Source organism: Variovorax sp. R-27, from assembly GCF_049913215.1.
Classification (GTDB): Bacteria; Pseudomonadota; Gammaproteobacteria; order Burkholderiales; family Burkholderiaceae_C; genus Variovorax.
The window spans coordinates 469079-489638 of sequence record NZ_CP183984.1 but is presented as its reverse complement, the minus strand read 5'-3'; the positions used below and the strand labels follow the sequence as shown (position 1 = coordinate 489638).

Annotated in this window: 19 protein-coding genes; 8 read left to right on the top strand and 11 right to left on the bottom strand. The window is 67.0% G+C overall.

What is annotated here, in order from left to right; genetic code table 11:
* Nucleotides 1–132: 132 nt before the first annotated feature.
* The 7 genes from ACN9MV_RS02295 to ACN9MV_RS02265 all read left to right on the top strand — a co-directional run bounded on the left by ACN9MV_RS02295 (nt 133) and on the right by ACN9MV_RS02265 (nt 10097).
* Nucleotides 133–4842, top strand: coding sequence for an Ig-like domain-containing protein (locus ACN9MV_RS02295; RefSeq protein ID WP_426391186.1), 4710 nt, complete (start codon nt 133–135; stop codon nt 4840–4842).
* A 145-nt stretch (nt 4843–4987) separates the two neighbouring features.
* Nucleotides 4988–5227, top strand: a complete 240-nt coding sequence (atpE, locus tag ACN9MV_RS02290; RefSeq protein WP_426391185.1) for a F0F1 ATP synthase subunit C — start codon at nt 4988–4990, stop codon at nt 5225–5227.
* Between the two features lie 155 nt (nt 5228–5382).
* Nucleotides 5383–6588, top strand: coding sequence for an ABC transporter substrate-binding protein (locus ACN9MV_RS02285; protein ID WP_093053805.1), 1206 nt, complete (start codon nt 5383–5385; stop codon nt 6586–6588).
* Nucleotides 6589–6716: 128 nt separating this feature from the next.
* Nucleotides 6717–7637 (top strand): branched-chain amino acid ABC transporter permease, encoded by a 921-nt coding sequence (locus tag ACN9MV_RS02280; protein ID WP_093175361.1) that lies wholly within the window; start codon nt 6717–6719, stop codon nt 7635–7637.
* Nucleotides 7634–8617 (top strand): branched-chain amino acid ABC transporter permease, encoded by a 984-nt coding sequence (locus ACN9MV_RS02275; RefSeq protein WP_426391184.1) that lies wholly within the window; start codon nt 7634–7636, stop codon nt 8615–8617. The genes ACN9MV_RS02280 and ACN9MV_RS02275 overlap by 4 nt, the downstream gene beginning before the upstream one ends.
* Nucleotides 8614–9369, top strand: coding sequence for an ABC transporter ATP-binding protein (locus ACN9MV_RS02270; RefSeq protein ID WP_093053796.1), 756 nt, complete (start codon nt 8614–8616; stop codon nt 9367–9369). Before ACN9MV_RS02275 ends, ACN9MV_RS02270 begins: the two co-directional genes overlap by 4 nt.
* Nucleotides 9366–10097: an ABC transporter ATP-binding protein gene (locus tag ACN9MV_RS02265; RefSeq protein WP_258351680.1), complete on the top strand. Its 732-nt coding sequence runs from the start codon at nt 9366–9368 to the stop codon at nt 10095–10097. The genes ACN9MV_RS02270 and ACN9MV_RS02265 overlap by 4 nt, the downstream gene beginning before the upstream one ends.
* Nucleotides 10098–10152: 55 nt before the next feature.
* On the opposite strand, the gene ACN9MV_RS02260 is transcribed toward ACN9MV_RS02265, so the two are convergent.
* The 5 genes from ACN9MV_RS02260 to ACN9MV_RS02240 form a co-directional block, all read right to left on the bottom strand.
* Nucleotides 10153–10791 carry a methyltransferase type 12 gene (locus ACN9MV_RS02260; protein WP_426391183.1) on the bottom strand — a complete coding sequence of 213 codons (639 nt, stop codon included), beginning with the start codon at nt 10789–10791 and terminating at the stop codon, nt 10153–10155.
* Between the two features lie 133 nt (nt 10792–10924).
* Entirely contained in the window at nt 10925–12382 is a 1458-nt protein-coding gene (locus tag ACN9MV_RS02255) for a SulP family inorganic anion transporter (protein ID WP_426391182.1), read from the bottom strand.
* A 236-nt stretch (nt 12383–12618) separates the two neighbouring features.
* Nucleotides 12619–13332, bottom strand: coding sequence for an SDR family oxidoreductase (locus ACN9MV_RS02250; RefSeq protein ID WP_093076848.1), 714 nt, complete (start codon nt 13330–13332; stop codon nt 12619–12621).
* A gap of 218 nt (nt 13333–13550) precedes the next feature.
* Nucleotides 13551–14003: a lysozyme inhibitor LprI family protein gene (locus ACN9MV_RS02245; protein WP_143047744.1), complete on the bottom strand. Its 453-nt coding sequence runs from the start codon at nt 14001–14003 to the stop codon at nt 13551–13553.
* Nucleotides 14000–14491 carry a glycoside hydrolase family protein gene (locus tag ACN9MV_RS02240; protein ID WP_093175371.1) on the bottom strand — a complete coding sequence of 164 codons (492 nt, stop codon included), beginning with the start codon at nt 14489–14491 and terminating at the stop codon, nt 14000–14002. Before ACN9MV_RS02240 ends, ACN9MV_RS02245 begins: the two co-directional genes overlap by 4 nt.
* A 48-nt stretch (nt 14492–14539) precedes the next feature.
* Between ACN9MV_RS02240 and ACN9MV_RS02235 the strand changes: the two genes are divergently transcribed.
* Nucleotides 14540–14734, top strand: a complete 195-nt coding sequence (locus tag ACN9MV_RS02235; protein WP_426391181.1) for a hypothetical protein — start codon at nt 14540–14542, stop codon at nt 14732–14734.
* Between the two features lie 23 nt (nt 14735–14757).
* On the opposite strand, the gene ACN9MV_RS02230 is transcribed toward ACN9MV_RS02235, so the two are convergent.
* The 6 genes from ACN9MV_RS02230 to ACN9MV_RS02205 form a co-directional block, all read right to left on the bottom strand.
* Complete coding sequence (locus ACN9MV_RS02230) at nt 14758–15366, bottom strand: glutathione S-transferase (protein ID WP_426391179.1); 609 nt, start codon at nt 15364–15366, stop codon at nt 14758–14760.
* Between the two features lie 39 nt (nt 15367–15405).
* Nucleotides 15406–16296, bottom strand: coding sequence for an acyl-CoA thioesterase (locus tag ACN9MV_RS02225; RefSeq protein WP_093175377.1), 891 nt, complete (start codon nt 16294–16296; stop codon nt 15406–15408).
* 90 nt (nt 16297–16386) lie between these two features.
* Nucleotides 16387–17076: a hypothetical protein gene (locus tag ACN9MV_RS02220; RefSeq protein ID WP_093076843.1), complete on the bottom strand. Its 690-nt coding sequence runs from the start codon at nt 17074–17076 to the stop codon at nt 16387–16389.
* 54 nt (nt 17077–17130) lie between these two features.
* On the bottom strand, nt 17131–18486 hold the full coding sequence (locus ACN9MV_RS02215) for an FAD-dependent oxidoreductase (protein WP_426391176.1): 1356 nt from the start codon (nt 18484–18486) through the stop codon (nt 17131–17133).
* Nucleotides 18486–19466 (bottom strand): Bug family tripartite tricarboxylate transporter substrate binding protein, encoded by a 981-nt coding sequence (locus tag ACN9MV_RS02210; RefSeq protein ID WP_426391175.1) that lies wholly within the window; start codon nt 19464–19466, stop codon nt 18486–18488. Before ACN9MV_RS02210 ends, ACN9MV_RS02215 begins: the two co-directional genes overlap by 1 nt.
* A gap of 84 nt (nt 19467–19550) precedes the next feature.
* Nucleotides 19551–20528: a Bug family tripartite tricarboxylate transporter substrate binding protein gene (locus ACN9MV_RS02205; protein ID WP_426391174.1), complete on the bottom strand. Its 978-nt coding sequence runs from the start codon at nt 20526–20528 to the stop codon at nt 19551–19553.
* Nucleotides 20529–20560 lie beyond the last annotated feature (32 nt).

The following is a 20560-nucleotide window of genomic DNA, read 5'->3' as shown; positions in this document are numbered from 1 at the left end:
TACGGCGGGCGACGCATGCGTCGCCCGCCGGGGTGCGTCCTGCGCGCGAGCTTTTGCCAGAAGAAAAAAGACGGAGCGAGTTGGCCGAGAAAAAGGGTTCCCCTGCGGACTTCAAACAACCTGGAGGCAACGATGAAAATCCGGTATTACTTGATGGCGTTCCTGCTGCCGTTCGTCACGCTGCTGACGCACGCGGCAATCACCGGGGTCAGTCCGATGACGACCCTGAACAACATGGCGGCAGCGGTCTCCGCGGCCGTCGCCGACCCGCTCCCGCTGCAGGGGCCGGGCCTGGGCAATCTCACCTACACGTCGGCCGAGCTGTTCAAGCCGGTGTCGATGATCACCAGCCCCGCGCACCCGCTCGATCCGGCGCACAGCAGCGCCTACGAATCGCGCGAGGTGCCCGCCACCTACCCGGGCCGCAAGGACTACGGCATGAACGCGGGCATCATGGTCAACGGCTACTTCCTCACCTCCTTCGCGCCGGACAGCGGCCTGGGCCCGGGCGGCTTCCTGCTGTACGACGTGTCGAACCCGCGCCAGATCCAGCTGGTCAAGAAGATCTACGAACCCGAGGCCCGCACCAAGGAGTTCCGCGAAACGCACTCCTTCGGCACCGCGAAGATCGGCGGCAAGACGTACGTGGTGCTGCCCAGCATCAACGGCGTCGAGTTCTGGGACTTCACCGACGTCAACGACATCAAGCAGGTGAAGAAGCTGGCGCTGCCCGGCGTCAATGGCGGCGACTACGAGAACGTGGCCTGGCAGCTCTGGTGGCAGGCACCCTACCTGTACGTGGCGTCGGCGGGCCGGGGCATCTTCATCGTCGATGCCGGGGACCCCGCGAACGCCGTGATCGCGAACCGCGGCGCCGGCAAGCCCAATCCGGTACCCACCGGCGAGCTCGGCGGTTTCCGCATCGGGCCGATCTTCACGATGGGCAACCACATGGTGCTGACTGCGATGGAAAGCAACGGCGGCTTCGCGAGCCTGGACATCTCCGATCCGCTCAACCCCAAGGTGCTCGATTCCATCGTGGGCACCACGCCGTTCTACTACGCGACTTGCTTCGACGGCAGGAACCTGCATGCCTCCGCGCGCAACAGCGGCGCCAGGATGTACAGCTACGACCTGAGCGACCGCTCGCACTTCGTGGCCGAGGACAACCGGCTCGTCATCGACGAACAGCTGTACTGCGCCACGCAGGACAACTACGTCATCCAGGGCGCGCAAACGCGCATCCACAAGGTCGACGTGAGCAATCCGCTCAACCACGTGGAGGTGGGCCGAGGCAGCATCCTGCGCGAGGACGACCCGAACTTCACGCATTCGGACAACGGCCAGGTCGCGATGTTCGGCAATCTCGTCTTCGTGGGCAACGACCATGGCTCGGGCAGCGGCTTCGTCGTGCACTCGGTGGACCCCGACACCACGAAGCCCGAGGTCAAGCAGGTCTCGCCCGCCAACGGAGCGAAGCAGCAGGCGCTGACATCGCGCATCGGCCTGGGCATGACGGACAACATCCGGCCCGAGAGCGTGAACTTCAACACCTTCATCGTGCGCCCAGTCGGCGGCAACACGCTGGCCGGCACCTACAGCGTGCAGCTGGGCATCATCAACTTCCACCCCGACCAGCCACTCTCGCCCGGCACCAGCTATGAAGTGTTCCTGCCGGCCAACGGCGTGAAGGACTATGCGGGCAACGCCATCGGCGCGGACTACAAGTCGACCTTCAACACCGGCAACGCGACCGACATCAACCTGATGCACTACTGGACGCTGGCGGGCAACCTCTCCGACCAGATCGGCGCCAACAACGGCACGCCCGCCGGCGGCGACGCGTTCGAGAGCATCGGCATGAACTTCGCGAACCGCACCACCGGTGTGCCGCTGAAGAACGACAGCGTGGCCACCGTGCTCGGCGGCACCGCCTCGCTGAGCTTCTACATGAAGACCACGCAGGCGGGCGGACCCAACTCGTGGACCGCGCCCGGCATCTTCGGGCGCGACCAGTCCGGCGGCGCGGACGACGTGTTCTGGGGCTGGCTCGACAACGGCGGGCGCATCAAGCTGTCGATCGGCAACGATGCGGGCACCACCTCCACCGCAGCGGTGAACGACGGCAGCTGGCACCACGTCGTGATGACGCGGGACGCGGCCTCGGGTGCGCAGGCCGTGTACGTCGATGGGGTGAAGACCACATCCACCGGCCCCACCGGCAACAAGGGCCTGTCGAACAAGTTCAACCTGCTGGGCCAGATCCAGGGCAATGCCGCGCTCTTCAAAGGCACGCTGGCGGAGGTTCGCGTCTACGGCCGCGTGCTCAACGACAGCGAGGTGAGCACGCTGCGCGGCCAGGCCATCATCGGCGACCCCGGCATCGGCGGCGGACCGAAGATCGTCAACGGCCAGCTGGTGTTCAACCCGGCCACGCTGGGCAGCAGCGGCGCGCAGTTCCGCTGGAACTTCGGCGACGGCACGCAGACTGCCTATTCGAGCCAGCCGAACTACACCTACACCTACACGCGCCCCGGCCACTTCACGGTGACGCTGACGGTGAAGGACAGCAGCGGCCGCGAGACCTTCTACACCTACAACCTCACGGTGATCGTTCCGACCACGGCGCGGGCGCCCACGCACACCACCAACATCGCAGGCGACGCGAACTCTGTGTATTCGGTCAACCCCGACAGCGGCACGGTCGCCGCCATCAACGCGCAGACCCTGGCCAAGCTCTGGGAGACCCGCGTAGGCGATGAGCCGAAGACGCTGGCAGTCGGCCCCGACGGACGCATCTGGGTCACGGTGCAGGGCGAGGACAAGCTGGTCGCGCTCAACGCGGCAGACGGCGCCATCTCCGCCACCGTGGCGCTCGCCTACGGCAGCGGCCCCTACGGCGTGGCCTTCACGCCCGATGGCGCGAAGGGCCTGCTGACGCTGGAGAGCAAGTCGGTGCTGATGAGCTTCGACCCGAACAACGGCGCCACAACCGGTGCGGTCGCGCTCGATGGCGCGCTGCGCGGCATTGCCGTCAACTCCGACTCGCAGGTGGCCTACGTCACGCGCTTCAAGTCGAAGATGACGGGCGGCCAGCTGCACAGGGTGAACCTGCAGAGCATGAGCGCCATGACCACCATCGCGCTGCCGGTGGACACCACCACGGTGGACACCGAGAGCCGTGCGCGCGGCGTGGCCAACTACCTGAGCCAGGTCGTGATCTCGCCGGACGGCAAGCGGGCGGTGCTGCCTTCGAAGAAGGACAACATCGTGCGCGGCAAGTTCAGGGACGGAAACAACCTGGTGCACGACCAGACGGTGCGCTCCATCCTGTCGCAGGTCGACCTGCAGGCGGCGGCGGAGAAGTTCGACGAGCAGATCGACTTCGACGACCGCGCACCGGCGCGCGCCGCGCTGTTCTCCGCGTCGGGTGACTACCTGTTCGTTGCGCAGATGGAAGGCAACCGCGTCGCCATCGTCGATCCGTACAGCCGCTCGGTGCGCGGCGAGATCAACGCCAGCAGCGCGCCGCACGGCCTGTACCTGGACTCGGCGCGCAAGCGGCTGTTCGTCAACAACTTCCTGGCGCGCTCGGTGTCGGTGCACGACGTGGCCTCGGTGCTGAGTTCGGAGACCAATGCCCCGACCTTCCTGCAGAACGTGTCGACGGTGGCGCAGGAGCCGATGGCGGCCGCGGCGCTGCGCGGCAAGCAGGTGTTCTACAACGCCTCCGACCGGCGCATGAGCAAGGACAACTACATCTCCTGCGCGAGCTGCCATGCGGACGGCGGCGATGACGGCATGGTGTGGGACTTCACCCAGCGCGGCGAGGGCCTGCGCCGCACCATCAGCCTGCAGGGCCGGCGCGGCATAGGCCACGGCAAGCTGCACTGGACGGCCAACTTCGACGAGGTGCAGGACTTCGAGAACGACATCCGCAACGAGTTCGGCGGCACCGGCTTCCTGACGAATGCGGACTTCGCCGCCACCTCCGACCCGCTGGGCGCGCCCAAGGCCGGCAAGAACGCGCAGCTCGACGACCTGGCGGCCTACCTGGGCTCGCTGAGCAAGTTCATGCGCAGCCCGGCGCGCAACGCGGACGGCAGCCTGAGCGTGGATGCGACGCGCGGCCAGACGCTGTTCAGCTCGGCGCAGTGCGTGACCTGTCACTCGGGCGGCACCTTCCGCGACGGCCTGCGGCACGACGTGGGCACGATCCAGGCATCGTCGGGCAAGGGCATGAACCAGCCGCTGGCGGGCGTGGGCTTCGACACGCCGACGCTGTCGGGCACGTGGAACACCACGGCGTTCTTCCACAACGGCCAGGCGGCCACGCTGCAGGACGTGCTCACCAGCGGCCACGGCAACGCCAACAGCCTTCCAGGGGCCGACCAGGTGGCGATCCGCGAGTACGTGCGCTCGCTCGACACGGCTCCGGCCGTCGTCGCGCGCATCCGCTCCGACCTGAACCCCACGATGTGCGTGAACATCAAGGGCGCGGCGACCACCAGCGGCACGACCGCCGTGCAATGGCCGTGCGGCAACGCCGGCAACGAGAAGTTCACGGTGAACAGCCTGACGGGCGGCTACGTGCAGTTCGTCGCAGAGCACAGCGGCCTGTGCCTGGCGCAGAACGGCACCGCGACGACGAATGCACCTGTGGTGCAGCTGGCGTGCACCGCCGGCGACACAACGCAATGGAGCCTGGTCGGCGGGACGGTTCGCAACCGCGCATCGGGTTCATGCCTCGATGTGCCGAACGGCTCGACGACGCAGGACACGGCGCTCATCACGTGGACCTGCAACGGCGGCAACAACCAGAACTGGACCCAGTTGCCCTGAGGCTCTGACGCTCCCCTGAAAGCCGGCCGCTTCTTGCGGCCGGCTTTTTTTCGTGCAGCCCATGACCTCCCACGTCATGGACCGTGCGCACCCTCTCTGGGAAAGTACCTCCATCGAATCAATCAACCAACCAGGAGAAAACACCATGACCGGCTTCAACATCCTTCCCCTCGCAGTCGCCCTGCTGATCGGCTTCGCGGCCCTCGGCTCCTGCCTCGGCATCGGGCTGGTCGGCCAGAAGTTCCTGGAAAGCACCGCACGCCAGCCCGAGCTGGTCGACACGCTGCAGACCAAGTTCTTCCTGGTGGCGGGCGTGACCGACGGAGCCTTCATCATCGCCACCGGCATCGGCCTCTGGTTTGCCACCGCCAACCCCTTCGGCTGAGCAGGAACGAGACGGCGCACTGGCACCATTCGTGCTAGCACTGTTGACACCGAATTGTTTACAGTTAAAGTATTTAGCTATCAACGGTTTGATGTCGCCGGTGCCGCATGGGGCGGTACCGGTGCGTTGTTTCATCTTTCCCTGCCGGAGAACCCATGAGCCACCTGCCCCCGAAGTCGCCCGCGCTGCCGCGCACCCTGCTTTCGCTGCTGCTGTGCGGCGCAGCCCTCGGTACCGCGGTGTCGGCCGCTGCCGCACCCGTCAAGGTGGGCCTGGCCCTCGACATCTCGGGGCCCTTCGCGGCATTGGGCGCCGAGGCGCGCGACGGCTTCGCGCTGGGCATCAAGCAGCTGGGCGGCAAGCTCGGCGGGCAGGACGTCGAATTCGTGCAGGCCGACATGGCCGGCAGCCCCGACCAGGCCAAGCAGTTGGTCGACCGCATGATCCAGCGCGACAAGATCGATATCTTCAGCGGCCCCATCGGCTCCAACGTGGCGCTGGCCGTGGGCCCGACGCTGTTCAACGCCAAGGTGCCGTACCTCTCGGCCAACGCCGGCCCGAGCCAGTTCGCCGGCGCGCAGTGCAATGCCTACTTCTTCGGCACCGCCTACCAGAACGACCAGTTCCACGAGGCCGCCGGCAAGTTCGCGCAAGACCGCGCCTTCAAGAAGATCGTGCTGATCGCTCCCAACTACCCCGCCGGCAAGGATGCCCTTGGCGGCTTCAAGCGCCAGTTCAAGGGCCAGGTGGCCGACGAGCTCTACACCAAGCTGGGCCAGATCGACTACGCCGCCGAGCTCGCGCAGTTGCGCGCGGCCAAGCCCGACTCCATTTACTTCTTCCTGCCCGGCGCGATGGGCATCAACTTCATCAAGCAGTTCGTGGGCGCGGGCCTGTCGAAGGACATCACGCTCGTGACCAGCGGCTTCTCGGCCGACGAGGACGTAATCGGCGCCGTGGGCGACCCGATGCTCGGCCTGTTCAACACCTCGCACTGGGCGCACGACCTCGACAACGCCGCCAACAAGGCCTTCGTGGCCGCGTTCCGCAAGGAATACAACGGCCGCTACCCGTCGGTGTACGCCGCGCAGGCCTACGACGCGATCCTCGCGATGGACGCCGCCGTGAAGCAGTCCGGCGGCAACGCGCAGAACCGCGAAGCCGTGGTGGCCGCGCTGAAGAAGGCCAACTACGCATCGACGCGCGGCAACTTCAAGTACGCGAACAACCACTTTCCCATCGAGAACTTCTACCTGCGCGTGATCGGCAAGGATGCGCAGGGCAAGGTCACGAACAAGCTGATCAACACGGTTCTCACGAACTACGGCGACAGCTACGCAGACAAGTGCCCCCTGAAATAGGCTCGCCCCCAGGCTTCGCGCACTTCGTGTCGCTTCTCCTTCCCCCTACCGGGGGCAACACCTGAGGCCCGGCAAAGCCGGTTCCTCGGTGTTCCTCGAATGAAAACGCGAGCAATCCTTGTGATCCTATGAGTGGAATTCTTGTTCTCGAGCAGCTGCTCAACGGCCTCGGCTACGGGCTGATGCTGTTCCTGCTGGCTGCGGGGCTCACGCTGGTGTTCGGCATCATGGACGTGCTGAACCTCGCGCATGGCTCGCTCTTCATGGCCGGCGCATATGTGGCGGCCGAGGCGCACACGCGCACCGGTTCGTTCGCGGCGGCCATCGTCATCGCGGTGGCGGTCACCGTCGTGGTCGCGCTGCTGCTCGAAGTGCTGCTGATGCGCCGCCTCTACACACGCGACCACCTCGCGCAGGTGCTGGCCACCTTCGGCGTGATCCTGGTCGCCGACGACATCGTGACGATGGCCTGGGGCCCGTCGCCGGTGATGGCGCCGACGCCGGCCGCGCTCTCGGGGCCGGTCGAACTGATGGACGGCCTGCCCTACCCGGCCTATCGCCTCGTGATCCTCGTCGGTGGCCTGCTGGTGGCGCTGGCGCTGTACCTGCTGGTGAACCACACGCGCATCGGCATGCGGGTGCGCGCGGGCGCCTCCGACCGGCCGATGGCCGAGCTGATGGGCGTGCGCGTGGGCCGCATCTTCAACGGCGTGTTCCTGCTCGGTGCGGCGCTGGCCGCGCTGGCGGGCGCGCTGATGGGCCCGATCGTCGCGGTGCAGGTCGGCATGGGCGAGGCCATCCTGATTCCGGCGCTCGTGGTGCTGGTGATTGGCGGCATCGGTTCGGTGCGCGGCGCCTTCGTGGCTGCACTGCTCGTGGGCGTGGTCGACACCGTGGGGCGTGCCTTCGTGCCGATGCTGCTGCGTGCCACGCTGCCGCCGGCTACTGCAGCCGACCTGGGGCCGCTGTTCGCCGAAGTCGCGATGTACGCGCTGATGGTGGTGGTCCTCATCTTCCGGCCCTCGGGCCTTTTCTCGGCACGCGCATGAAGTCCTCACGCTACATCGGCCTCGGGCTGCTCTTCGTGCTGCTCGCGGCGTTTCCGCTGGTCGCGCCTGTCTTCGGGCTCGAGTTCTACATCGGCTTCGTGCGGCGCGTGCTCATCGTGGCGCTGGCTGCGGCGAGCCTCAACTTCATCCTCGGCTTCGGCGGCATGGTGGCGCTGGGGCACGCGGGCTTCATCGGCGTGGGGGCGTACACGGTGGTCGCGCTCAGCGACGCGGGCGTGATGTCGGCGTGGGTGATGTGGCCGCTGGCCGCGCTCGTGGCCGGCCTCGTCGCGGCGCTGATCGGCACGGTGGCGCTGCGCACGCGCGGCGTGTACTTCATCATGACCACGCTGGCCTTCGCGCAGATGCTGTATTTCGTGGTGGTGTCGCTGCGCCGCTATGGCGGCGACGACGGCTACACGCTGATGTCGCGACCCACGCTGCTGCCGGGGCTGGACCTGGGCAATGAAGCCAACTTCTACTGGGTGGTGCTGGCGATCGTGGCGCTCGCGCTCTGGTGGCTGCACCGTGCGACGCTATCGCGCTTCGGCCATGCGCTGATGGGCATCCGCGACAACGAGACGCGCATGCGGGCGCTGGGCTATCCGGTGTTCCGGCTGCAGCTGGTGGCGTTCGCGATTGCAGGCGCCATCGCGGGGCTGGCCGGTGCGCTGCTCGCGGGCGGCAACGGATTCGTGAGTCCGGCGACGATGCACTGGACGCAGTCGGCCACGCTGCTGGTGATGGTCGTCATCGGCGGGCTGGGGCGCAGCTGGGGCGGGCCGGTAGGCGCTGTTGTCTGGCTGTTGCTCGAAGAGGCGTTGAAGCAGCACACGGAGCATTGGCATATGCCGCTGGGGTTGTTGCTGATCGCTGTTGCGTTGTGGGCACCCAAAGGGCTTGCCGCCCTCTACAAGCGCCGCTTGCCCCTCACCCCAACCCTCTCCCCGGAGGGGCGAGGGAGTAAGACGACACCATGAGCCTTTTCAGAATCGAAGGGTTGGTCAAGCGCTTCGGCGGACTGCTGGCGACCGACCATGTGAACCTCACCGTGGAGCGCGGCGAAGTGCATGCGCTGATCGGCCCGAACGGGGCGGGCAAGACCACGCTGGTGAACCTGATCACCGGCCTGCTGAAAGCCGATGCCGGCCGCATCCTGCTCGACGAAGCCGACATCACGAAGCTGAAAGATCATCAGCGCGTGGCCGCCGGCATGTCGCGCTGCTTCCAGGTGACGCGCGTGTTCCCCAAAGAAACCGTGCACGACAACCTGATGCTCGCAGCGCAGGCCCATGCGGGCACCAGCCTGCGCTTCATGGCGCCGCGCGCGAAGGAACGCGACCTCGTCGATCGCGCCGTGGCGCTTGCGGACCGCGTCGGCCTCGGCAGCGAACGCGAGCGCATCGCGGGCACGCTGCCGCACGGCGCGCAGCGCGCGCTCGACGTGGCGCTGGCGCTCGCGGCCGAGCCCAAGCTGCTGCTGCTCGACGAGCCGATGGCCGGCATGGGCCCGGACGAATCGGCGCGCATGGTGGAGCTGATCGAATCGCTGCGCGCATCGATGGCCATCCTGCTGATCGAGCACGACATGGACGCGGTGTTCCGCCTGGCCAACCGGCTCACCGTGCTGGTGCAGGGCAAGGTGCTGATGAGCGGCACGGCCGACGAAGTGCGGGGCCACCCCGACGTACAAGCCGTCTACCTCGGCACGGAAGCAGAAGGCCATTCATGAGTGCGGCATCCACATTGCTCGAAGCGAAATCCATCGAAGCCGGCTACGGCGCCAGCCAGGTGCTGTTCGGCATCGACCTCGACATCCGCCCCGGCGAAGTGCTCGCGCTGCTCGGACGCAACGGCATGGGCAAGAGCACGCTGCTGAAGGTGTTGACCGGCACGCTCTCGCCGATGCGCGGCAGCGTGCACTTCGGCGGCGCGGCCATTGGCGGCCCGAACAAATCGATGCGGCCCGACGCCATCGCGCGGCGCGGCGTGGCCATCGTGCCCGAAGGGCGGCATGTGTTTCCCAATCTCAGCGTCGATGAGCACCTGCGCGCCTTTGCAAGACCGCGTCCGGGCAGCGCGCCGCGCTGGACGCTCGACGCGCTGTACGGCCTGTTCCCTCGCCTGTCGGAGCGCAAGGCCAACGCGGGCAACCAGCTCTCGGGCGGCGAGCAGCAGATGCTGGCCATCGCCCGCGCGCTGTCGACGCACCCGCGCCTGCTGATCCTCGACGAAGCCACCGAAGGGCTGGCCCCGGTGATCCGCGAGGAGATCTGGCACTGCATTGCCACGCTCAAGGCCGAAGGCGAGGCGATCCTGGTGGTCGACAAGTACGTGCAGCGCCTGCTGCCGCTGGCCAACCGCCATGTGATCCTCGAACGCGGGCGCGTGGTGTGGCAGGGCGACTCGGCTGCGCTGGACGCCGACCGGTCGCTGTGGACGCGCTACCTGGGCGTGTAGGGCCTCCGTTCGCCCCCTGGTTCGCGCGGCTTCACGGCGTTCACGGCGCCGCGTCTCATTGCGGACGAAGCGCGAGGAAGTAGACCCACGCTTCCTCGTTGCGGCCGATGCGCTCCATCTCCCAATGCGTGCGCAAGCCGGCCTCTCCAAGCTGCGCGGCGAACAGGTCTTTCGCCCAGTACACGGTGTGACAGTCGCCATTCGTCTCGCCTTCGCCGACTCGCATGGAGACCAGGAAGGCACCGCCGGGCTCGAGTGCGTCGAAGACCTTGCGCAAGATCGGGCCGATCTGCGCGCGATCGACATGAATCAGCACGCACATCGCGAGGATGGCGTTGTAGGGCCCTCCCAGCGCATCCGTGATGACATCGAGCAGTTCGCCCTTCTTGCCGCGCTCCGCCTGCAGGTCGAGAAATGCCTGTGCCGCATCGGTGCGCCTGACGACCCCGCCCAGGGACTCGATGAAGTCGGCGTCCCGCCCCGGACCGGAGCCGATCTCGAGCACGGTGCCGCCGGTGGGCACGAACTGCATCATCCGCCGCATCGCGTCCGCGATTTCGGGCTGCAGCGGGTGTTCGGCCACGATCGCGTTGTACTCGCGGGCAGAACCTTCGTAGGACTGGACGGTCCGGTGCGATTTCTCCAGCGCCTGTGCGGAGATTTTCATGAGCAGCCTTTCCGGCCCATCGGACATCCGGCGGGACCTGGATGGAAAGTCTAGGTCCAACGCGCCATCCGGCTCATGGGGAAAATCGCCTAGGCGCTGACCGGTGCCGTGGCGTGCGCGAGCCGCAGCGCGCGGGAAGGCACGGCGCCCGCTTGACCTTTCAGTCGGGCGCGGTATCGAGCTGCAGCACCAGGTCGCGGCTGGCCTGGTTCATGCCGGCCACGTCCACCACGCTGCCGTGCTTGCGCAATCGCTCGACCACCTTCTTCAGCGCGGCCACGGCGGTCACGTCCCAGAAATGTGCTTGCGACACGTCGATGCGCACCGCTGCACCGTCGATCTCGCGCACGTCGAAGGCGTCGACCAGCATGTCGGCGGAAGCGAAGAACACCTGGCCGGTGACGCGGTAGACGCGCGCGCCGTCGGCGTCCTGCGCTGCATGGACATGCAGCAGCCGCGCCACCTTGAATGTGAAGAACACGCCGCTGAGCATCACGCCCGTGGCCACACCCGCGGCAAGGTTGTCGGTGGCCACGGTGACGGCCACCGTGGCGAGCATCACCGCGCTCGACATGCGCGGATGCCGCACCAGCGTGCGCAGCGAGCCCCAGTCGAAAGTAGAGGCCGACACCATCACCATGATCGCGACCAGCGCCGCTACAGGCACCTGCGACAGCCAGGGCTTGAGCAGCACCATGAGGATCAGCAGGAACGCGCCCGCGAAGAGCGTGGACAGCCGCCCGCGCCCGCCGTAGCGCACGTTGCTCACGGTCTGGCCGATCATTCCGCAGCCCGCAATGCCGCCGAAGAAGCTGGCCGCGACATTGGCCACGCCGAGGCCGCTGCACTCGCGGTTCTTCGAGCTCGGTGTGTCGGTCAGCTCATCGACCACACTGGCGGTCATCATCGATTCGAGCAGCCCGACCATCGCGATGGCGAACCCCGGCAGCGCGATGATGCGCAAAGTCTCGAGCGTCAGCGGCACGTCGGGCAGCGCGAACGCCGGCAGCGCGCCGGGCAGTTGCCCGAGGTCGGCCACCGTCTTCAGCGGCAGCCCCAGCCAGTGGCCCACCAACGTCACCACCACGATGCACACCAGTGGCGAAGGCACGATCGTTGTGATGCGCGGCAGCAAATAGATGACGGCCAGCCCGAGCCCGACCATGGCCCAGGTCGCGGTGTTGGCACCGATGAAATGCGGCATCTGCGCCGCGAAGATCAGGATGGCGAGTGCGTTGACGAAGCCGGTACGCACGGACGACGAGACGAAGCGCATCAGCACACCCAGGCGCAGCAGGCCGAACACGATCTGCATTGCACCGGCGAGCACGCCGGCAGCCAGCAGGTACGGCAGGCCGTGCGCATGCACCAGCGGCGCGGCCACCAGGGCCACAGAGCCGGCCGCGGCCGACACCATGGCCGGCCGGCCGCCGGCGAAGGCTATGACGATGCCGATGACGAAGGAAGCGAACAGGCCGACCGCCGGATCGACGCCGGCTACAAAAGAGAAAGCGATGACTTCGGGAATGAGAGCGAAGGTGGCGACGGCACCAGCCATGAGCTCGCGGGGAATGCTGGGGCACCACTCGGTGCGCAGGCGACTGTGGGAAGAAGACATGGAAAAAGAAAAGCAGCCCGCATGCCACCGGCAAGGCGGTGCGGGAGATGGCAGGACAAGGGCCGGCGTGCGACCCGTGCGCGTCGCGTCGGCCGAAGCCGCCGCGCATCACTGCGCTCGCGTCAAGGAGGCGTCGGCCGCGAGCAACCCGACTGCCGGCGGCGAATGGGAAAGCGGGGCATCCTCGGGCACATGGGCGAGATTGTAGAGAGCGGCCTGTCGCCGGCCGCCGGGCTTCACACCGAGCGCGTGATGCCGCCGTCCACGCGCAGGTTCTGCCCGGTGATGTAGCCCGCGCCTTCCGACGCGAGGAAGCCGATGACGGCCGCGATCTCGCTGCTCTTGCCGTAGCGGCCCATGGGAATGCGGCCGCGGAATTCGGCCTTCTCGGGCAGGCTGTCGATGAAGCCCGGCAGCACGTTGTTCATGCGCACGTTGTCGGCCGCGTACTTGTCGGCAAAGAGTTTGGTGAAGGCTGCGAGGCCCGCGCGGAACACGCCCGATGTGGGGAACACCGGGTCGGGCTCGAAGGCGGCGAAGGTGGAAATGTTGATGATGGAGCCGCCGCCCTGCTTCACCATGAGCGGCGCAACGAGGCGCGCGGGGCGCACCGCGCTCAGCAGATAGACGTCCATGCCGCGGTGCCAGTCTTCGTCGGTGATGTCGAGGATGGGTGCGCGAGGGCCGTGGCCGGCGCTGTTGACCAGCACGTCGACGCGGCCCCACTGGGCAACGACCTTGTCTACGAGCCGCTTCAGGTCGTCGTTCGACTGGTTCGAGCCGGTCACGCCGATGCCACCCAGCTCGGCAGCCAGTGCCTCGCCCTTGCCCGACGACGAGAGGATGGCTACACGAAAGCCGTCGTCTGCGAGCTTGCGTGCTGCTGCGGCGCCCATGCCGCTGCCACCTGCGGTGACGATGGCTACTTTTTTCTGTTCTTCAGAAGACATCCGGGATTCCTTGGTTCATGCGGAGCCTGCATTTAGCCAAGGAATCGGGACTCTTGCCATTCAGGCTCTTGTCTTGTTGTTCAGGGCGAGTGCGAATGACACCGGGTACTCCCCTCCGCGAATGTCCCCCGGCCTGCGGCCTCCTCCTTTATTTCGCTGCGGGGAGCACCCGGTGCCATTCGCACGTGGACGCGGCGCTTGTGCTGAACTCCAAAGGCTTACTGCTTGCAGGTGCGTTGACGTTCAACCTGTTTCGTCATCCGAACGATTTCGTGCTGAGCGCACATGGACTCCGCCGTCCGCTCAAGCGAACCACCGCCATAGTCCTTCGCCGCGCTGCGTTTGCATCCCTGGTCTCGCGCGACTTCCCAACGGGCGATCCTGGCTTCGAGCCGCTCCTTGCAGGCCGGCAACTGCTGCACCTTGCTGGCTACGGCGTGCTTCAGTTTCAAGTCGGCCGCAACGACATCTCGATACGCACAAATATTCATTGCTGATTGACTTACCTCGCAGCGAGACAGAAGGCCACGCAACTCGTCCTCGGATATCCCGGAGCGTTGCGCCAAGGCGGTCAATACCTCCTGAAAACCAGGCTCGTATCTCGCAGGAGAGGCTGCGGATGCTCCCGAGACTGCGAAGACGGCCAGCAGGGTAACGAATACGCGTTTCATCGTGTGGGCTGAAATGGGGATGTTTCCTCGCGCCGGCGGTTTGCCAGGCCCTGTGAACGAACAGCGCGAAGACGGCGGCCGCGAGCATCGCGGGGACGGACAAAGACGTTGCTGTTCATGTGCGTCACAACGTCTGCATTGGAACCCCGATTCGCAGCATCGAGCACTGACCGGGCGCCAGCGACACCAAGATTGAAGGTGTAGCTCACCAGCGCATCGAACTGGGCTTGTGTGAGTGCCTGGCGATTCACGTGCCTCCGCACGCCGGCCTCCGCCGTGTGCAGTCGGGTCGCCAACTGGGCATCGACTTGCGCCGCCGTTACCGGACGAACCAGTTCCTCGGCAGTGCAAGGACCAAGGTGCGCGAGAGCACCCACTCCAAACGTACAGTTGTTTGCCATGTCGTTGTAGTACTGGAGACGCACATCCTCGCGGCGGCGAAGTTCTGCGCGCCCACTGGCACTCATCGCCATATTTTCGTTGGCCATTCAAGCTCCCTTGTTGTGATTCCAAGGCCCGCGTTTTATCAACGCCTCATGACATGGCTCACCATCCGCTGGCACATTCCTGACACCTTCGCGAAAAACTGCGCGTTCAAGGCGCAACTGTCGTGCTGGCCGATCAACCGCCGCGTCCAACGATCACGTCGATGGTGTGCTCTGCGCGGCGAAATAAAGGAGGAGGCCGAAGGCCGGGGGACATTCGCGAAGCGGAGCACGCCGTCGGCGTGATCGCGCCCTGAATCGAACGGAACTCAGGCAGTGGGCAACGTCGCCTGCATCGACGCACGCTGGTTGAACGCCTCGAACCACTTCGCGCTATTCGGCGCTTGAGCGCGCCAATCCACTGCGGGAAACCGGAAGTCCATGTAGCCCAACGCGCAGCCAAAAGCGATGGTGCCGATATCGACACGGTCACCGAACGAAGGCGCTGCCGTCTCGAGCCATTCGAGACCGGTACGCACCTTGGCGAGCTGACCGTCGGTCCAGTCGGCCCAGCGCAGCTCCTCGGGACGCAACACGCTCTCGTAGCGAGCGAGCAATGCGGCGCCAGTCATGCCGTCGGCCAGCGCCAGTTCGGTCAGGCGTGCCCAGCGCGCGGCGCCGTCTCCCGGAAACAGCTTGCCCGACTGCGTGGCGTTCAGGTACTCGCAGATCACGCGGCTGTCGAACAGCACCTGACCGTCGTCGGTGATGAAGGTCGGCACCTGCCCGAGCGGGTTCTTCGGAATGATGGTGGCGTCGCGCTTCACGGGGCCGGCCGCGCTGGGCAGCTTCTCGATGCGGTCTGCAATGCCGAGCTCGTGCGCCACGACCATGCACTTGCGCACGAAGGGGGAAGCGGGAGAGAAGAAGATTTTCATGGTGATGAGAGCTTGTGCTTCGGGCTTGCGCTGTCGTGACTACGCCGGCTTCCTGATGCGCAGCATGCCCTCCTGCGCGGCCGAAGCCACGAGCCGGCCGTCGCGCGCATAGAGGCTGCCGCGGCACAGGCCGCGCGCGCCGCCCGCGCTGGGCGAATCGAGCACGTACAGCAGCCAGTCGTCCATGCGGAAATCGCGGTGGAACCACATCGCGTGGTCGAGGCTCGCGGGGCGCACCTGGCCGCTCATGAAGCTCAGGCCATGCGGCAGCATCGCGGCGCGAAGCAGGCCGTGGTCGGAGGCATAGGCCAGCAGCGCGCGGTGCACCATCGGATCGTCGGGCAGCGGCGCGATGGCGCGCATCCAGATGGCGCTTTGCGACGCCGCCGGGCGCGGCAGCGGCGCCATCAGGTCTTCAGGGTCGACGCGGCGGTATTCGATGCCGTGCGGCTGTATTGCCTTGGAGCGCCAGGGCTCTGGCAGGCGGTCGCCGAGGGCGATGCGCTGGTCGAGCTCGCTGACGAGGCCTTCGGGGCCGGCCACCTCGGGCATGTCGAACTGGTGCTCGACGCCCTCGTCCACGGTCTGGAACGAGGCCGACATTTCAAAAATGATGCGCTCCTGCTGGCGCGCCACCACGTGGCGGGTGGTGAAGCTGCGGCCGTCGCGCACGCGGTCGACGCTGTACTCGATGGGGGCATGTTCGCCCGGCAGCAGGAAGTAGGCGTGCATCGAATGCACCGGGCGCTCGGCGCCCACCGTGAGGCTCGCGGCCATCAGCGACTGGCCCAGCACCTGGCCGCCGAACACGGCGGGCGTGCCGATGTCCTCGCTCTGGGCCAGGAAGCGGTCGCCGCCCAGTGGCTCGAGCTGCATGAGCGCGACGAGTTCGTTGACGAGGTGGGCGGCGGTAGCGGAATCGGTGGTCATCGGGGGAAGGCTGTCAAAACAGGGCAGAAAGCAACCCTGGACCATAGCAAAGGCCGCGCCCGCGGGCTGTCGCGGGCCGGTCAGCGGCTGCTATCTGAAGAAGCAGATGTCCATGAAGCGGGCCCGGCAGCTGTAGTCAGTGCCGCCCTGCACCACCGACAACGGCGCCCCGCCCAGCACCAGCGAGCCGTCGGCGGCGCGGGCCAGCGGCGTCGGCGCGGCCTTGTCGGCAGGGCCGCTGGCCGTTTCCTGCTCCACGTACTTGAGGTACTGCGTCCGGGAGAAGTCGACCGCCTCGTCCTGCTTCAGCACGCCGGCCTCGTAGCGGCGGCCCTTCACGCTGCCGAAGTAGCGCAGCGCCGGCCCGGTGCGGTCGCCGTATTTCACCTCGGTCTTCGCGAAGCCGGTCTGGATCAGGAAGGCCTGGTCGTCAGGCGTCAGGTCGGTGTCGAAGGCCATCAGCACGTACTGGCCTTCGAGGCTCTGGTTGCGCGCCACCTTCAACTCGCCGACCAGTGCGGGCGAGATCTTGGTGCGCCCTTCCCACCGCAGGATGGTGGCCACGCCCGGGTCGCCGTCGAACACGTAGTGGTACTTCTCGCCGGCAATGACGAGCTTGCGGCCGTCCTTGCTCGCGAGAAAGCTCACCATCGCGTCCTTGCCATGAACGGGCTCGCCCTCGGGCGTGCTGGCGCAGCCCCACTGCATCAGGCCGAGCGCGGCGCACGAAAGAGCCAGGAAGCCGCGGCGCGCGGTGATCGACAACGAAAGAAGATTCACGTTTCGTCCGGGGGTCGAGTTCATCTTGCCCCGGACTCTAGCGCGCCACCGTGCTCAGCGGTCGAGGTCGGCGCCGTCGGCGACCAGCTTTTTCTGCAGGGCCGGCACATCGACCTTCGCGAAGGCCGTGCTGCCCAGCGACGCTGCCGCCGTGCCCGCGGCCTGCCCCATGACGAAGCAGCCACCGCTCGCACGCGCGGCCGACTGGCCTTCGTGCGTCATCGATGCGCAGCGGCCGGCCACCAGCAGGTTGTCGAGCGTCTGCGGCACCAGCATGCGCCAAGGCAGGTGGTTGTAGGCGTTGGCTTCGTCGCGCGGAAAGGCCCACTCGATGCGGCCGTCTGCGTGCATTTCCATCGGCCAGGCATTCAGGCCGATGTTGTCGTCGAACTTCGCCGAGCCCAGGATGTCTTCGCGCCCGAGCGCGTAGAGCCCCTGGATGCGCCGCGTCTCGCGAATGCCGACTTGCGGCGCGATCTCCACGATGGACGACTGCGCGAAGCCCGGCACCTCGGCCTTCAAGAACTTGAAGTACTCGCTGATCTGGCGGCGGCCTTCGAGCTCGCCCTCGGTGAGCTCGCGCGCATCGACACCGTTCATCGCGCGGCCCTGGGCGTTGCGGATCTGCGTGACGTTGGCGCGCCATTCGCGCGGGTCCTTGTTGGGCCGCAGGATGGCGCCTTCGCGCGGAAACTTGTAGACGCCCGGCTTCTGCTGCTCGGTGCGCGCCATGTAGTCGTTGATGGCCTTGAACTCGCCCACCGCTTCCAGTGCGGCCGGCGCGTCGACCTGGCCGATGCGGAACATGGTGGTCGGGAACAGCCCGCTGCCGTGTCCGTCGCCCACCTCGAAGGGCACGCCGGCAAAGGCCGCCACGTCGGCGTCGCCGCTGGCGTCGATGAAGGCGTTGGCGCGAATGGCCTGGCGGCCCGACTTGGTCTCGACCACCAGCGCCGCGATGCGGCTGCCCTCGCGGATCACCGCGGCCGCGTACGCATGGAACAGCAGCTTCACGCCCGCGGCGTCGAGCAACTGGTCAGCGGCCAGCTTGTAGGCCGAGGTGTCGTACGAGCGCACGCAGATGCGCCCGCCCATGCCGTTCTGCGGCTGGTTCATGCCGTTGAGGCCGGCGATGCGGTCGATCAGCTCGTCGACCACGCCGTGCACCAGCTGCGTCATCTCGCCCTTGCGCTTGCCGTACAGGCCCGCGAAGTTGGTAACGCCGCCGGCAGTGCCCATGCCGCCGAGAAAGCCGTAGCGCTCCACCAGCAGCGTGTTGGCACCGTGGCGTGCAGCGCTCACGGCGGCAGCGATGCCGGCGGGGCCGCCGCCGACCACCACCACGTCGTATTCACCGAAGACCGGCAGCTCGCGCGCCGGTTCATGCAATGTTGTGGGAGACGTAGTCATCACTGGAGCTTGATTCCGCGTGCGGAAATGATCTTGGTCATGATCGACGCCTCTTCGTTGACGCGCGTGCGCATCCCGTCCGGCGAGGTGCCCACGGCCTGCCAGCCTTGCTCGAAGAGCTTGCGGCGCACGTCCGGGTTCTTCATGACCACTTCGAGTTCGCGGCTGATGCGCGCCTGCGCCGCCTTCGACAGGTTGGCCGGGCCGAGCAGCGCCACCCACACTTCGAGATTGAAGTCCTTCACGCCAGCTTCCGACAGCGGCGGGATCTCGGGCACCAGCGCGCTGCGGCCGCCCGTGAGGCCGATGGCCTTGAGCTTGCCGGCCCTGATCTGCGGCATGGCCACGCCCGGCGGGATCAGGCCCATCTGCACCTGGTCGCCCAGCATCGCGGTGATGACCTGCGGGTTGCCCTGGTAGGGCACGTGCTCGGGCTTGAAGCCGGGCACGCGGGTCTTGAGCAGTTCCATGCCCAGGTGCCCGACCGAGCCGATGCCCACCGAGCCGTAGTTCCACTTGTCGCCGGCCTTGCGGCCCTCGTCGAAGAAGGCGGTGCCGGAGGGCAGGTTGTTCTGCGCCACCAGCACCAGCGGCGCGGTCGCGATCAGCGACAGGTAGGTGAAGTCTTTCACCGGGTCGTACGGCAGCCTGGCGTACAGCATCTTCGACGACGTGAGGTTGCCGTTGATGACGATGCCCAGCGTGTGGTCGTCGGTGGCCTTGGCCACCTGGTCGGCCGCGATGTTGCCCGAGGCGCCGGCCTTGTTGTCGACCACGATCGGCTGGCCCAGCGCCTTCGACAGCGGCTCGGCGATGGTGCGCGCCGCGATGTCGGGCGTGGAGCCGCCCGGGAAGCCCACGAGCAGGCGGATCGGCTTGGTCGGCCAGGCGGCATTCTCTGCATTGGCGCTCAGCGGCAGCGCGGTGGCGGCGGCCGCCAGACCGCAGGCAATCAGGAGAGCTCTCTTGGTGGCTTGCATGAAAAGAAGTGTGAAAAAGTTGTCAAAAACCAAAGAGGGCCAGCTTAACTGTCGAGCAAGACACCGGGCAAGCCACGCCCCCCGCTATTCGAGGCTGATGTTGCCCCTGCGCACCAGCTCGCCGTACACCTTCGACTTGGCCTCGGCATTGCGCTCGATTTCCTCTGGCGACCGGGCCAGCGGCTCGAAGGCGAAGGTGTCGAAGCGGGCGCGGATCTCGGGGTCGGCGATGACCTTGGCCACGTCGGCATTGATCTTCGCCTTGATGGCTGCCGGCACACCCTTGGGCGCGAGCAGCGACACGAACGAATTCACCTCCAGCGAAGCCGGGCCGCCGGCCTCGGCCATGGTCGGCACGTCGGGCATCTGCGGGATGCGCTTGGGCGCCGCGATGGCCAGGTAGCGCAGCTTGCCGGCCTTGTAGATGCCCTGGCTCGACGGAATGCTCGCGAAGCTCCAAGGCACCTCGCCCGCACCCACGTTGGAGAACAGCTGCGACACCTCGCGGTACGGCGCGTGGCGCATGTGGATGCCAGTGAGCGCCTCGAGCTGCTGCGCGCCCAGGTGGCCCGGGCTGCCCACGCCCCACGAGCCGTAGACGATGCCGTCGGGGTTGGCCTTGGCGGCGGCGATCAGGTCGCTCATGTTCTTCCACTTCGAGTCGGTGCCCACGGCCACGAAGAAGGGCGTGCGAAAGAGCGATGCCACCGGGTCGAAGTGCTGCAGCGTCACGAAGTTGCGCGACTTGTACAGGTGCGGCAGCGCGGCGATGTGCTCGCTGTCGAGCTGCAGCAGCGTGTAGCCGTCGGGCGCGGCGCGGCGGGCCTGGTCGATGGCGATGAAGCCGCCGCCACCGGGCTTGTTGTCGATCAGCACGCGCTGGCCCCACAGGCGCGAGAGCTTGTCGGAGACCAGGCGCAGCACCGCGTCGGGGCCGCTGCCAGCCGCGAAGGGGGTGACGAGGGTCACGGGCTTGTTGGGGAAGTCGCCGGCTTGCGCCATGGCGCCTGTCGCCGCCGTCAAGGCGAGGACGCCTGCCAGAAGTGCTCGCGAAAAGTTCATGTCTTGTCTCCTGGGCCTGGGGCCTCGATGGT

Bases quoted from the DNA above. Each gene is read 5' to 3' on its own strand.
- ACN9MV_RS02295 (WP_426391186.1), top strand. From the start codon at position 133: ATGAAAATCCGGTATTACTTGATGGCGTTCCTGCTGCCGTTCGTCACG.
- atpE (WP_426391185.1), top strand. From the start codon at position 4,988: ATGACCGGCTTCAACATCCTTCCCCTCGCAGTCGCCCTGCTGATCGGC.
- ACN9MV_RS02285 (WP_093053805.1), top strand. From the start codon at position 5,383: ATGAGCCACCTGCCCCCGAAGTCGCCCGCGCTGCCGCGCACCCTGCTT.
- ACN9MV_RS02280 (WP_093175361.1), top strand. From the start codon at position 6,717: ATGAGTGGAATTCTTGTTCTCGAGCAGCTGCTCAACGGCCTCGGCTAC.
- ACN9MV_RS02275 (WP_426391184.1), top strand. From the start codon at position 7,634: ATGAAGTCCTCACGCTACATCGGCCTCGGGCTGCTCTTCGTGCTGCTC.
- ACN9MV_RS02270 (WP_093053796.1), top strand. From the start codon at position 8,614: ATGAGCCTTTTCAGAATCGAAGGGTTGGTCAAGCGCTTCGGCGGACTG.
- ACN9MV_RS02265 (WP_258351680.1), top strand. From the start codon at position 9,366: ATGAGTGCGGCATCCACATTGCTCGAAGCGAAATCCATCGAAGCCGGC.
- ACN9MV_RS02260 (WP_426391183.1), bottom strand. From the start codon at position 10,791: ATGTCCGATGGGCCGGAAAGGCTGCTCATGAAAATCTCCGCACAGGCG.
- ACN9MV_RS02255 (WP_426391182.1), bottom strand. From the start codon at position 12,382: ATGTCTTCTTCCCACAGTCGCCTGCGCACCGAGTGGTGCCCCAGCATT.
- ACN9MV_RS02250 (WP_093076848.1), bottom strand. From the start codon at position 13,332: ATGTCTTCTGAAGAACAGAAAAAAGTAGCCATCGTCACCGCAGGTGGC.
- ACN9MV_RS02245 (WP_143047744.1), bottom strand. From the start codon at position 14,003: ATGAAACGCGTATTCGTTACCCTGCTGGCCGTCTTCGCAGTCTCGGGA.
- ACN9MV_RS02240 (WP_093175371.1), bottom strand. From the start codon at position 14,491: ATGGCCAACGAAAATATGGCGATGAGTGCCAGTGGGCGCGCAGAACTT.
- ACN9MV_RS02235 (WP_426391181.1), top strand. From the start codon at position 14,540: ATGACATGGCTCACCATCCGCTGGCACATTCCTGACACCTTCGCGAAA.
- ACN9MV_RS02230 (WP_426391179.1), bottom strand. From the start codon at position 15,366: ATGAAAATCTTCTTCTCTCCCGCTTCCCCCTTCGTGCGCAAGTGCATG.
- ACN9MV_RS02225 (WP_093175377.1), bottom strand. From the start codon at position 16,296: ATGACCACCGATTCCGCTACCGCCGCCCACCTCGTCAACGAACTCGTC.
- ACN9MV_RS02215 (WP_426391176.1), bottom strand. From the start codon at position 18,486: ATGACTACGTCTCCCACAACATTGCATGAACCGGCGCGCGAGCTGCCG.
- ACN9MV_RS02210 (WP_426391175.1), bottom strand. From the start codon at position 19,466: ATGCAAGCCACCAAGAGAGCTCTCCTGATTGCCTGCGGTCTGGCGGCC.
- ACN9MV_RS02205 (WP_426391174.1), bottom strand. From the start codon at position 20,528: ATGAACTTTTCGCGAGCACTTCTGGCAGGCGTCCTCGCCTTGACGGCG.